Annotated in this window: 11 protein-coding genes; 8 read left to right on the forward strand and 3 right to left on the reverse strand. The window is 69.3% G+C overall.

Annotated features, from left to right (window positions below; genetic code table 11):
* The first annotated feature begins 36 nt into the window (after window positions 1-36).
* From MAA8898_RS10970 to MAA8898_RS10985, 4 genes are all read left to right on the forward strand, one after another.
* A complete protein-coding gene (locus tag MAA8898_RS10970; RefSeq protein WP_094021056.1) occupies window positions 37-777 on the forward strand; it encodes a competence/damage-inducible protein A in 741 nt (246 codons plus the stop codon).
* Between the two features lie 89 nt (window positions 778-866).
* The gene (locus MAA8898_RS10975; RefSeq protein ID WP_094021057.1) at window positions 867-1,616 is read left to right on the forward strand and encodes a GNAT family N-acetyltransferase; all 750 of its coding nucleotides are present in this window, start codon (window positions 867-869) and stop codon (window positions 1,614-1,616) included.
* On the forward strand, window positions 1,613-2,182 hold the full coding sequence (locus tag MAA8898_RS10980) for a peroxidase-related enzyme (protein ID WP_094021058.1): 570 nt from the start codon (window positions 1,613-1,615) through the stop codon (window positions 2,180-2,182). The genes MAA8898_RS10975 and MAA8898_RS10980 overlap by 4 nt, the downstream gene beginning before the upstream one ends.
* Window positions 2,154-3,104 carry an OmpA family protein gene (locus tag MAA8898_RS10985; protein WP_094021059.1) on the forward strand — a complete coding sequence of 317 codons (951 nt, stop codon included), beginning with the start codon at window positions 2,154-2,156 and terminating at the stop codon, window positions 3,102-3,104. The genes MAA8898_RS10980 and MAA8898_RS10985 overlap by 29 nt, the downstream gene beginning before the upstream one ends.
* A 24-nt stretch (window positions 3,105-3,128) precedes the next feature.
* On the opposite strand, the gene MAA8898_RS10990 is transcribed toward MAA8898_RS10985, so the two are convergent.
* Complete coding sequence (locus tag MAA8898_RS10990; RefSeq protein ID WP_094021060.1) at window positions 3,129-4,424, reverse strand: WD40 repeat domain-containing protein; 1,296 nt, start codon at window positions 4,422-4,424, stop codon at window positions 3,129-3,131.
* 185 nt (window positions 4,425-4,609) lie between these two features.
* On the reverse strand, window positions 4,610-5,515 hold the full coding sequence (locus MAA8898_RS10995; protein WP_094021061.1) for a LysR family transcriptional regulator: 906 nt from the start codon (window positions 5,513-5,515) through the stop codon (window positions 4,610-4,612).
* A gap of 208 nt (window positions 5,516-5,723) precedes the next feature.
* Between MAA8898_RS10995 and MAA8898_RS11000 the strand changes: the two genes are divergently transcribed.
* Complete coding sequence (locus MAA8898_RS11000) at window positions 5,724-6,170, forward strand: DUF4399 domain-containing protein (RefSeq protein WP_094021062.1); 447 nt, start codon at window positions 5,724-5,726, stop codon at window positions 6,168-6,170.
* A 79-nt stretch (window positions 6,171-6,249) separates the two neighbouring features.
* On the opposite strand, the gene MAA8898_RS11005 is transcribed toward MAA8898_RS11000, so the two are convergent.
* Window positions 6,250-8,274 carry an NADPH-dependent 2,4-dienoyl-CoA reductase gene (locus MAA8898_RS11005; protein ID WP_094021063.1) on the reverse strand — a complete coding sequence of 675 codons (2,025 nt, stop codon included), beginning with the start codon at window positions 8,272-8,274 and terminating at the stop codon, window positions 6,250-6,252.
* 198 nt (window positions 8,275-8,472) lie between these two features.
* Here MAA8898_RS11005 and deoC point away from each other — a divergent pair, with 198 nt between their 5' ends.
* From deoC to MAA8898_RS11020, 3 genes are all read left to right on the forward strand, one after another.
* Window positions 8,473-9,465, forward strand: coding sequence for a deoxyribose-phosphate aldolase (gene deoC / locus MAA8898_RS11010; RefSeq protein ID WP_245853362.1), 993 nt, complete (start codon window positions 8,473-8,475; stop codon window positions 9,463-9,465).
* 63 nt (window positions 9,466-9,528) lie between these two features.
* On the forward strand, window positions 9,529-9,813 hold the full coding sequence (locus MAA8898_RS11015; protein WP_094021064.1) for a hypothetical protein: 285 nt from the start codon (window positions 9,529-9,531) through the stop codon (window positions 9,811-9,813).
* The gene (locus MAA8898_RS11020) at window positions 9,810-12,146 is read left to right on the forward strand and encodes an aldehyde dehydrogenase family protein (protein WP_094021065.1); all 2,337 of its coding nucleotides are present in this window, start codon (window positions 9,810-9,812) and stop codon (window positions 12,144-12,146) included. The genes MAA8898_RS11015 and MAA8898_RS11020 overlap by 4 nt, the downstream gene beginning before the upstream one ends.
* Window positions 12,147-12,222: the final 76 nt, after the last annotated feature.

Raw genomic sequence — 12,222 nt, forward strand, 5'->3', positions numbered from 1 at the left:
ACCGTAGCGCGACGCAGGCGCCAAGGAGCCAGACCCATGCCCAATCCCACCGCCGCCATGCTGGTCATCGGGGACGAGATCCTGTCAGGCCGCACGCGCGATTCCAACATGCACTACCTCGCGCAGGAGTTCACCCGGCACGGCATCGACCTGCAGGAGGTGCGCATCGTCTCGGACAAGCGGGAGGCCATCGTCACAGCCCTCAACGCGCTGCGCCACGCCTATGACCACGTGGTAACCTCGGGCGGGATCGGGCCGACGCATGACGACATCACCGCGCCCTGCGTGGCCGAGGCCTTTGGCGTGGCGATCTCGGTGCGCGACGACGCCCGCGCCATCCTCCAGGCGCGCTATGACCGCATGGGCACCGAGCTGAACGAGGCCCGCCTGCGCATGGCGCGCATTCCCGACGGCGCCACGCTAATCGAGAACCCGGTCTCCGGCGCGCCGGGTTTCACCCTGGGCAACGTGCATGTCATGGCGGGCGTGCCCTCGGTGTTCCAGGCCATGGTGTCCAGCGTGCTGCCGACGATGACCGGCGGCCGGCCGCTGCTGTCGCAGAGCCTGCGCATCGACCGGGGCGAAGGCGACATCGCCGGCCCGCTGGGCGCGCTGGCCGACCGCTATCCGGACCTGTCCATCGGGTCCTACCCGTTCCAGCGCAACGGCGTCTTTGGCGCAAACGTGGTAGTGCGCGGCACCGATGGCGCGCAGGTGGATGCCGCCATCTCGGAACTGGCCACGCTGTTCCCCGAGGCGTTGCAGCAGCAGGCCTGACCGCCCGCGCCGCAGGGTGCGCGGAACGCATGGACAGGCCGGGGGCGAGAGGCCATAACGGGCCTCATGAGCGCAACCTTGGCCCGCAGATGTCCAGCCGACTGACCGCATATTTCGAGGCGCTCGACGCCACCTGGCCCTCAGCCGCCCGGGTCAAGGCCGGTCCGTGGACCCTGCGCGAGGGCCGTGGAGGGGGCAAGCGTGTGTCGGCGGCCACCGCCGAGGGCGCCTGGGACGACGACGATCTTTCCGCCGCCGAGGAGGCCATGCGCCTGATGGGGCAGTCGCCGCTGTTCATGATCCGTCCGGACGAAGAAACGCTCGACTCCGCCCTGGAGGCGCGCGGCTATGACAAGGTCGACCCGGTCCAGCTTTGGGCGGCGCCGATCGGCCGGCTGACCGACCTCAGGCTGCCGCGCGTGACCGCCTTTGCCATCTGGGAGCCGCTGGCCATCATGCGCGAACTCTGGGCCGAGGGCGGCATCGGCCCGGCGCGGCAGCGGGTGATGGAGCGGGCCGCCAAGCCGAAGACCGGCCTTCTAGGCCGCGTGTCGGACAAGCCCGCCGGGGCGGGCTTTTGCGCCATCCACGACGGGACCGCCATGGTGCATGCCATGACCATCCTGCCCGAGCACCGGCAAAAGGGCCTGGGCGGCTGGATGATGCGCTGCGCCGCGATTTGGGCCGCGCGGCAGGGGGCAACGCGCATCGCGGTCGCCGCCACCACCGACAACAGCGCGGCGGGCGCGCTCTACGCCGCATTGAACATGGAGGTCATCGGGCACTACCATTACCGGATGCTCGACACCGACGCGACCGACACCAGCGAGGACACGTGACCAAGGACCTGCCCACAGCGCTCAACCTGCCGATGGTCGACCCTCTGCCCGAGGCCACGCAGAAATACTTCGACATCTGCCAGGACAAGCTGGGCATGGTGCCCAACGTGCTGAAGGCCTACGCCTTCGACATCGCCAAGCTGGATGCCTTCACCGCCATGTACAACGAGCTGATGCTGGCCGACAGCCGCCTCAGCAAGCTGGAGCGCGAGATGATCGCGGTGGTCGTCTCGTCGATCAACCGCTGCTATTACTGCCTGACGGCGCATGGCGCGGCGGTGCGCCAGCTGTCCGGCGACCCGGAGCTGGGCGAGATGCTGGTGATGAACTGGCGCGTGGCCGACCTGAGCCACCGGCACCGGTCGATGCTTTCCTTCGCCGAGAAGATGACCAAATCCTCGTCCGAGATCGCCGAATATGACCGCGAGGCGCTGCGCGACGCCGGTTTCTCGGATCGTGACATCTGGGACATCGCCAACGTGGTGGGCTTTTTCAACATGACGAACCGTGTCGCCAGCGCCACCGACATGCGGCCCAATGACGCCTATCACGCGCAGGCGCGATAACCGGCTCTGCCTTGTGCTGGCGCTCTGCGCCGGCCCGGCAGTGGCGGCCGAACTGAGCCTGCCGGCCGGAGCGGTCCAGAGCTTTGCCACCGTGCAGGACCCCGGTGCCTACGCATTGCCCACTGGCCCCTGGGCGAACGGCCGAGTGCCGGTGGACCGGGTCGAAGGCCGGGTCGAGGTGGCCGCCTGGCACATCCCCGGCAACACCGCGACACCGTTCCAGCTAGTCCAGCCGCTGCGCGACGCCTTTGTCGCCGATGGCTACGAGGTGCTGCTGGATTGCCGCGCGCGGACCTGCGGCAGCTTCGATTTCCGCTTTGCCACGCTGGTGCTGCCGGCGCCGGAAATGTTCGTGAACCTCACCGACTTTCACTTTGTGTCGGCCCGCGCGCCGGATGGCGGCGCGGTCTCGATCCTGGCCAGCCGCGATTCCCGGCAGGGCTATCTCCAGGTCATCCGCGCCGGCAGCGCCGCCGGCGCCGCGATGCCCGCCCCCGCGGCGAGGCAGACGGCGCAAGAGCCGCCGCCCACGCCGGCCGACGGCGGCGACATCGCCGCCCGGCTGGAAACCCAGGGCCACGTGGTCCTGCGCGACCTGGTGTTCACCTCGGGCTCCACCTCGCTGGGCGAGGGTCCGGTCGCCTCGCTGGACGCCATCGCCGCCTACCTCGCCGCGAACCCGGCGCGGCAGGTGCTGTTCGTCGGCCATACCGACGCCACCGGATCGCTGGAGGCCAACCGCACCGTGTCGCAGCGCCGGGCCGAGGCTGCCGTCACCTACCTGCGTACGCGGCACGGCATCCCTGCGGCGCAGCTTGGCGCCGAAGGGGCGGGCTACCTGTCGCCGGTGGCCAGCAACCTCACCCCAGAAGGCCGCGAGGCCAACCGGAGGGTCGAGGCGGTGCTGATCTCGACGGAATGACGGTGCCGCCGCCGCGCCAGGGCATCACCGGGCAACACGGTCCGCGTCGATCTCGTCCCGGATTGCCTGTGGCAGGTCCAGCCACACCGCATCGTAGAGCGCGCGCCCTTCGGGCACGTCCTGTCCGCGATAGCTGTACGGGCGGACGGCGCCCAGACCGAGGGTCGCGCCGTCCGGAGCGACGGGATGCTGGTCGAACACCACCCAGTCGCGACGTTCGGCGGCCAGATCCGCGCCGGCGAGGCTTTTGACGCGCAGATCGAATGTCCTCGGCCCGCGGTTTAACAGCGACGCCATCATGCCCGAGGCGACCATCGTGGCGACGGCTTTGCCGCCCCGCGTGAACCGCCAGAACGAGTCGCCCGCCGGGCCGATGCGCAGGGCGGTGCCGGTCGCCGGGTTGGCGACGAACTGGTGATCCCCGACCAGGACCAGCAGCTCCTGTCCCGCCGGAGAGGCGAGCAGGTCGAGCGCAGGGCCGGAAACCTCGAACCGGACCGCGCCCTCGGGGCCGCTCTCGGCGTATCGGTCGAGCGAGACGGCGACGATCTCGTAGTTCGCGAATTCCGGGCGGGCGACGACCAGGCTGCCGTCCGCGGCCCATGCCGCAGAAGACCCGAGCGGGAGACTGCCGGGCCAGGGGCTCGCCAGCCGTTCGCGGGTGGCCAGGTCCCAGACCAGCAGCGCATCCCCCGCGGCGGCGGCCAGCCGCGAGCCGTCCGGGGAAAACCCGATGAGGCCGCCCGGCTGCCCGCCGCCCGGCAGTGACGGATGCGGCCGCCCGTCCGCCGTGTCGAACAGCAGGGCTGCCCCCTCATCCATATCCCAGAGGGCAACCAGGTCCCCCTTCGGCGAAAAGGCCGGCGGCAGACCGGGGCCGTAGACCAGGCTCATCGGCACGTCCCAGGTGACAAGCTCCGCGATCTCGGTGCCGTCGCGCGGATCGAGCAGCACGTAGGGCGGCGCCTGCCCCGAGCCGTCCTCGGGACCGTTCGCAGGCCCGATCACGGCCCGGTCGCCGGTCGCATTGACCGCATAGTGCTGGAACCCGGACCGATCGACCCTGACGATGCGCGACGCGACCGCGCGAAACAGCGCGTCATGCGCCGCGCCGAAGGTCTCGAAATCCTCGTCCCTCGGATCCGAAGGCAGGCCGCGCAGGGCCGCGACGATGGCGGCCTGGCGGTCACCGGTCAGGGTCGCCGCCACCGAGATCCGCGCGAATTCCGCGCTGCGGTCCTGCTGCGCCAGGCCCGCGTCGGCGAGAGCGAGAAACCCCAGGGCAAGGCCGACCAGACCGGCTGACAAATGGCGTGTCATAGATGTCTCCGTGCGAAATGGCAGCGGCCAACGCTACCACAGGAGCGCCGGAGCGGGAAAGCGTGCGCCCGGAACAGGCATGCCCCTGGCAGCGCAACCGCCCACAGGACACGCAAACGCCCCGGGACTTGCCCGGGGCGCAGATGTGTTGTGCCCCTGCTGCGGGGAGGCCGGACGTGCAAGCCTTACCAGACCTGCGGCCCCTTGTCGGCAAAGGCATGGACCAGGAAGTCGATGAAGGCGCGCACCTTGGGCTGGGTGAACCGGCCCGGCGGATAGACCGCGTAGATGCCCTGCGTCTCGACCGGCAGGTCCGGAATCGCATCCTCGACCAGCCCCTGCGTCATCGCCTCGTGGTAGAGGTAGGACGGCAGGTAGGCGATCCCCAGCCCCGCGATGCAGGCGTTCAGCAGCGACTGTCCGTCGTTCACCGTCAGCCAGCCCGCCGTGCGCACCTGCCGCTTTTCGCCCGAAGGCGCGGTCAGCTTCCACACGTTGCCCGAGGCCTGGTTGGAATAATGCAACAGCTTGTGTTCGTTCAGATCGTCGATCCGCCCCGGGCGCCCGAACTTCTGGAAATACGACGGCGAGGCGATCATCCGCTTGGTGGTGTCGGTCAGCTTGCGCGCGCGCAGGGTGGAATCCTCCAGCTCGCCGATCCGCACCGCCATGTCGAAGCCTTCCGAGATCAGCTCGACGTAGCGATTGTTCAGCACCATGTTCACGGTGATGTCCGGGAACTCGGCGAGGAAGTCGCCCAAAACGGGACTCAGGTGATTGACGCCGAAGTCCGTGGCGACCGAGATGCGCAGCAGCCCCGAGGGCGCGGATTGCATCGAGGTCACAAGCGCGTCGGCCTCGCCCGCATCGTTCAGCACGCGGCGCGCGCGGTCATAGTAGGCCAGCCCGATCTCGGTGGGCGAGACGCGTCGCGTGGTGCGGTTCAGCAGGCGCGCGCCCAGCCGCGCCTCGAGCGAGGACACATGTTTGGAGACCGCCGACTTGGAGATTCCCATCTTTTTCGCGGCATCCGTGAACCCTCCCTGGTCAACGACGGTGGCGAAAGCCTCCATTTCGGTCAGACGGTCCATCTACGGTCTCCATGCAACTCTTACTGTCGCCCTTGGTATGTCCACCAACTGGGGCGCAACTTGGGCGGGGAGGCGACAATTGATGGGTATTCGCCAAGGCTGTCGGCGTTGCGGAAACGGATTGCGTTTGGTGACGGCCAGTCCCGGGTGTAGGCTCGCAGGATTGATGACACGCGACTTGAGACCACATCAAACCGGGAGGAAACACATGATTGTCCGCAGCCTGACCCTCGCCACCGCGCTGGCGCTTGCGCCGATTGCGGCGCTGGCCGGCGATACCCCCGCGCCCGAAGGCGCCGCGGTCTACTTCATCAGCCCGGCCGATGGCGCCACGCTGACCAGCCCGGTCACCGTGCAGTTCGGCCTGAGCGGCATGGGCGTCGCCCCCGCCGGCATCGACAAGGAACACACCGGCCACCATCACCTGCTGGTGGACCGCGCGCCCTTCGGGGACGGCCCCGAGGATGCCGACATCCTCGAAACCGGCATTCCCGGCGACGACAACCACCGCCATTTCGGCGGCGGCCAGACCGAGATCACGCTGGGGCTGGAGCCGGGCACCCACACGCTGCAACTGCTGATGGGGGACCAGAACCACGTCCCGCACAACCCGCCGGTCGTGTCCGAGGTGATCACCATCACCGTGACGGAATAAACCGGAGCCTGAAGGGACGGTGGGTGGGGCGATGTTCCGGCCAAGGGCCGGGACGAGCGTCACCCGCCGTCGCCGCCGTTCACAACGCCGCCGCCAGCCTCACGCCCTGGTCGATGGCGCGTTTCGCGTCCAGTTCGGCGGCCACGTCCGCGCCGCCGATGACATGGGTCTCGATCCCCTTGGCGATCAGCGTGTCGGCCAGAGACCGTTCGCTCACCTGCCCGGCGCACAGCACGATCGTATCGCAGGCAATCACCTCGGGACGCTCGCGCGCCTCGCCGTAACTGACGTGCAAGCCGGCATCGTCGATCCGCTCGTAGTTCACGCCGCCGCGCATCTCGACCCCCTTCATCTTCAGCGCCGCGCGGTGGATCCAGCCGGTGGTCTTGCCCAGCCGCTTGCCCGGCCGTTCCGCCTTGCGCTGCAACAGCACCACGTCGCGGACGGCTTCATCGGGTTGCGGCCCCTCGGGCGCAAGACCCGAGCGCACCTCGGAGGGGTCCGCCACACCCCATTCGCGCATCCAGTCGGGCAGGCTCTCGGTCGGGCTGTCCTCGGTCACCAGGAACTCGGCCACGTCAAAGCCGATGCCTCCCGCGCCGACGATCACCACCCGCTTGCCGACCTCGGCGCCGTGGCGCAGCACGTCGACATAGCCCTTGACCGAGGGGTGATCCTGCCCGGGAATGCCCGGATCGCGCGGCAGGACGCCGGTCGCCACGATCACCGCGTCAAAACCCTCAAGCGCTTCGGGCGCAGCCTCGGCGCCAAGGCGCTGTTCGACGCCCGTCTCGGCGAGCTTGGCGGCGAACCAGTCCACCAGCCCGTGGAACTCTTCCTTGCCCGGCACCCGCTTGGCCATGTTCAGCTGGCCGCCGATCTCGGCAGCCTTGTCGAACAGCGTCACGCTATGCCCGCGCTCCGCCGCCGTGATCGCCGCAGACAGGCCCGCCGGCCCCGCCCCGACCACCGCGACGCGGCGTGGCGCAGCCGTCTTTTCCACCACCAGTTCCGTCTCGAACCCGGCCCTGGGGTTCACCAGGCAACTGGACACCTTGCCGGCAAAGGTATGGTCCAGGCAGGCCTGGTTGCAGGCGATACAGGGCGCAATCAGGTGGGATTGTCCACGCGCCGCCTTGGCGACGAAATCCGGGTCGGCCAGAAAGGGCCGCGCCAGGCTGACCATGTCGGCGCAGCCGCTGGCCAGCACCTCTTCGGCCACCTCGGGAGTGTTGATCCGGTTGGAGGTGATCAGCGGAATGGCCACCTTGCCCATCAGCTTTTTCGTCACCCAGGCAAAGGCCGCGCGCGGGACAGAGGTGGCGATGGTCGGGATCCGCGCCTCGTGCCAGCCGATGCCGGTGTTGAGGATGCTGGCCCCCGCCGCCTCGATGGCCTGCGCCAGCGTCACCACCTCGTCAAAGGTGGATCCGTCGGGCACCAGGTCGATCATCGACAGCCGGTAGATGACGATGAAATCCGCGCCCACAGCGGCGCGAACCCGGCGCACCACCTCGACCGGCAGGCGCATCCGGTTCTCGTAACTGCCGCCCCAGCGGTCGGTGCGCTTGTTGGTGTGGGCGACCAGAAACTGGTTGAGGAAATAGCCCTCGGAGCCCATGACCTCGACACCGTCATACCCGGCCTCGCGCGCCCGCGCGGCCGAGGTGGCAATGTCGGCAATCTGCTTTTCGATGCCCTCCTCGTCCAGCTCGCGCGGCGGAAAGGGCGAGATCGGCGATTTTATGGGCGAGGGGGCGACGCATTCCTTGCCATAGGCATAGCGTCCGGCGTGCAGGATCTGCATGGCGATCTTGCCGCCCGCGTCGTGCACGCGCTCCGTCACCACGCGATGATTGGCGATGTCCTGCGGCGTGAACAGCCCCGCCGCCCCGGGGAACACCCCGCCTTCGCGGTTCGGCGCCATGCCGCCCGTAACCATCAGCCCGACATCGCCGCGCGCCCGCGTGGCGTAGAACTCGGCCACCCGGTTCCAGTCGCCCCGCTCTTCGAGGTTGGTGTGCATCGACCCCATCAGCACGCGGTTCTTCAGCGTGGTGAACCCAAGGTCGAGCGGGCGCAGCAAATGCGGATAATCGGTCATGAAAGCCTCCCGGACTGTGCCCGGCACCTCACATGATCGGTTTGACCTTGTCACGGTCTACGTCACGTCAGAGGGGCAGGCGGCTCAGGTCCGGGGCAAGTGTCGCCGACCCGCACGGCGCTGGGTTTCCTCTGCGTTCCGCTTGAAAACCCCGGCGCGCGGGGGCAGGTTGCAGGGCAGGCATATGGGGAGGATCCGGTGAGCACCATCGCAGAGCGAACAGCGACCGCACATCTGCCGCAGCTGCACGAGGCGCGCAATCCGGGGAAGGCGCTGGACATGGACTGGGTCCGTGCCGCCCGCGCCAACCGCTCGGCGATCGAACGGCGCTGCGCCACGCTGCCGGGGCGACGCTCGGTCAAGAAGGAGTATCAGGCCGCCTGGCTGGCGCGCGCCATTTCCTGCATCGACCTGACCACGCTGGCGGGCGATGACACGCCCGGCCGCGTCGCGCGGCTGTGCGCCAAGGCGCGCCAGCCTGTGCGCCCCGACCTGCTGGAGGCGCTGGGGCTGGAAGGGCTGACCGTGGGCGCGGTCTGCGTCTACCACGACATGATCGCGCCGGCCGTCGCCGCGCTGCGCGGGTCGGGCATTCCGGTGGCCGCCGTCTCGACCGGCTTTCCGGCGGGGCTGTCGCCGTTCCCTCTGCGCGTGGCCGAGATCGAGGAAAGCGTCCGCGCCGGGGCGCAGGAGATCGACATCGTGATCTCGCGCCGGCTGGTGCTGACCGGGGACTGGCAGGGCCTCTACGACGAGATGCGCAGCTTTCGCGCCGCCTGCGGCGAGGCGCATATCAAGGCGATCCTGGCCACCGGGGAACTGGGCACCTTGCAGAACGTCGCGCGCGCCTCTCTGGTCTGCATGATGGCGGGGGCGGATTTCATCAAGACCTCGACAGGCAAGGAAAGCGTCAACGCCACCCTGCCCGTCAGCCTGGTGATGGTCCGTGCGATCCGCGAATACCACCAGCGCAGCGGCTACCGCGTGGGCTACAAACCCGCGGGCGGCATCTCCAAGGCCAAGGATGCGCTGGTCTACCTGTCGCTCATCAAGGAGGAACTGGGCGACCGCTGGCTGCGGCCCGATCTGTTCCGCTTTGGCGCGTCGTCGCTGCTGGGTGATATCGAGCGGCAGCTGGAACACCACGTGACCGGGGCCTATTCGGCGTCGTGGCGCCATGCCATGGCCTGAGTTGGGCCTTGCCGCAGGCGGCAAAGTCCCGGGACCGACACTGGCGCGAGAAAAGCAAGACCGATGAAACCCGAGTATACCCTGCTGATGGTGTCCGCCTTCCTCGTGATGGGGGCAAAAAGCTGGCGCCAGCGCCGCATCCGGCGTGCGGTGCGCGACCTGCCCACCAGGCTGCAACGCCAGCTGGGCGAAGGCCCGACCTACCTGCCGCCCGACGAGGTGACGCCCGACCTCGAACCCTATGTCGCCGTTCACCGCCGCACCGGGCGGATCGAGAAACTGTTCTGGGGCCTTGCCATCCTGTGGCTGGCCTATGTCGCCTACTTGGAAATCGGAGCGCTGGGATGACCATCAAGGAGATCTTCGAGACCATGGACTACGGTCCCGCCCCCGAAAGCGCCGGCGATGCGCTGGCCTGGATCGTCGACCAGGGCTCGCGCTTTGGCCATTTCATCGACGGCGCCTTTACCGAGCCGGGCGAAGGTTTCGACAGCCGCAACCCGGCCTCCGGCGAAGTGCTGGCAACCCTGACGCAGGCGACGCAAGGCGACGTGGATGCAGCCGTTGCCGCCGCCCGCGCGGCGCAGCCGGGATGGGAGGCGCTGGGCGGTCCGGGCCGCGCGCGCCACCTCTACGCGCTGGCGCGGCTGTTGCAGAAACACGCGCGGCTGTTCGCGGTGCTGGAGACGCTCGACAACGGCAAGCCGATCCGCGAAAGCCGCGACATCGACGTGCCGCTGGCGCAGCGGCATTTCTATTACCACGCCGGGATGGCGCAGCTGATGGACACCGAACTGCCCGGCCAGCAGGCGCACGGGGTCTGCGGCCAGATCATCCCGTGGAACTTTCCCCTGCTGATGCTGGCGTGGAAGGTCGCCCCGGCGCTGGCCACCGGCAACTGCGTGGTGCTGAAACCGGCCGAATGGACCTCGCTGACGGCACTCCTGTTTGCAGATATCTGCCGCCAGGCGGGACTGCCCAAGGGGGTGGTCAACATCGTCACCGGCGACGGCGCCGTGGGCGAGAGGATCGTCAAGGCCGACGTGGACAAGATCGCCTTTACCGGCTCGACCGAGGTGGGCCGCCGGATCCGCCAGGCGACGGCGGGGCGCGGCATCGCGCTGACGCTGGAGCTGGGCGGCAAGTCGCCCTACGTCGTCTTCGAGGACGCCGACATCGACAGCGCGGTCGAGGGGCTGGTGGATGCGATCTGGTTCAACCAGGGGCAGGTCTGTTGCGCCGGCTCCCGCCTGCTGGTGCAGGAGGGCATCGCGGAGGAGTTCCACACCCGGCTGAAAGCACGGATGGACAAGCTGCGCATCGGCGACCCGCTGGACAAGTGCATCGACGTGGGCGCCATCGTCGACCCCGAGCAGCTGCGGCGGATCGAGTCGCTGGTGGCCGGGGCCGAGGGCACCGTCTACCGCGCCAACTGCGACCTGCCCGAGGGCTGTTTCTACCCGCCGACGCTGATCACCGGCCTCTCGGCAGCCTCGCCGCTGATGCAGGAAGAGATCTTTGGCCCGGTGCTGGTCTCGACCACCTTCCGCACGCCCGCCGAGGCGGTGGATCTGGCCAACAACACGCGTTACGGGCTGGCGGCCAGCGTCTGGTCGGAGAACATCAACACCGCGCTGGACGTGGCGCCACAGCTGGCGGCGGGGGTGATCTGGGTGAACGGCACCAACATGTTCGACGCTGCCGCAGGCTTTGGCGGGCTGCGGGAAAGCGGCTTTGGCCGCGAGGGCGGCTGGGAGGGGCTGCGCGCCTACACCCGCGCCACCGGCGAGGCCCGGCCGCTGACCCCGGTCGAGCCGTTTTCCGGCGACGCGGCCGAGCCGCAGCCGGTGGACCGCACCGCCAAGCTGTATATCGGCGGCAAGCAGGCGCGCCCCGACGGCGGCTATGCCCGCAACGTGTATGACACGGCGGGCGCGCTGATCGGACAGGCGCCGATCGCCAACCGCAAGGACATCCGCAACGCGGTGGAGGCGGCGCGCGGCGCGGGCGGCTGGGCCAGGGCCACGGCGCACAACCGCGCGCAGGTCCTGTACTACATCGGCGAAAACCTGTCGGCGCGCGCGGCGGAGTTCGCCGCCGGGATCGATCGGCAGACCGGCGGGTCGGGCGGCGCGGCCGAGGTCGCGGCCTGCGTCGACCGGCTGTTCACCTGGGCCGCCTGGGCGGACAAGTTCGACGGCGCGGTCCGCGCGGTCCCGCTGCGCGGCGTGGCGCTGGCGATGAACGAACCCTGCGGCGTGATCGGCGCGCTCTGCGCCGACGAGGCGCCGCTGCTGGGGCTGGTGTCACTCATGGGCCCGGCCATCGCCATGGGCAACCGGGTGGTGCTGGTCGCCTCCGAACCCTTTCCGCTGGCGGCGCTGGAGTTCACCCAGGTGCTGGAAACCTCGGACGTGCCGGGCGGGGTGGTCAACATCCTGACCGGCTCTCATGCCGAGCTGGCGCCCACGCTGGCGGCGCACCTGGACGTGGACGCGGTCTGGTCCTTCTCCTCGACCGACCTGGCGCAGGTGATCGAGCGGGGTGCTGCGGGCAACCTCAAGCGGACCTGGGTCAACGACGGGCTGGCGCGCGACTGGACCGGGCCGGAGGGCGCGGGACGCGCGTTCCTGGAGCAGGCGACCGAGGTCAAGACGGTCTGGGTGCCCTACGGCGCCTGAGTCGCTGTCCGGGGCGACGTGGAGGTCCCGGGGCAGGCCCGGGACGGGGCGACGCAGGGCCATTTTGGTCTGTTCA

This window comes from Antarctobacter aquimaris (genome assembly GCF_900184945.1).
Taxonomy (GTDB): Bacteria; Pseudomonadota; Alphaproteobacteria; order Rhodobacterales; family Rhodobacteraceae; genus Maliponia; species Maliponia aquimaris.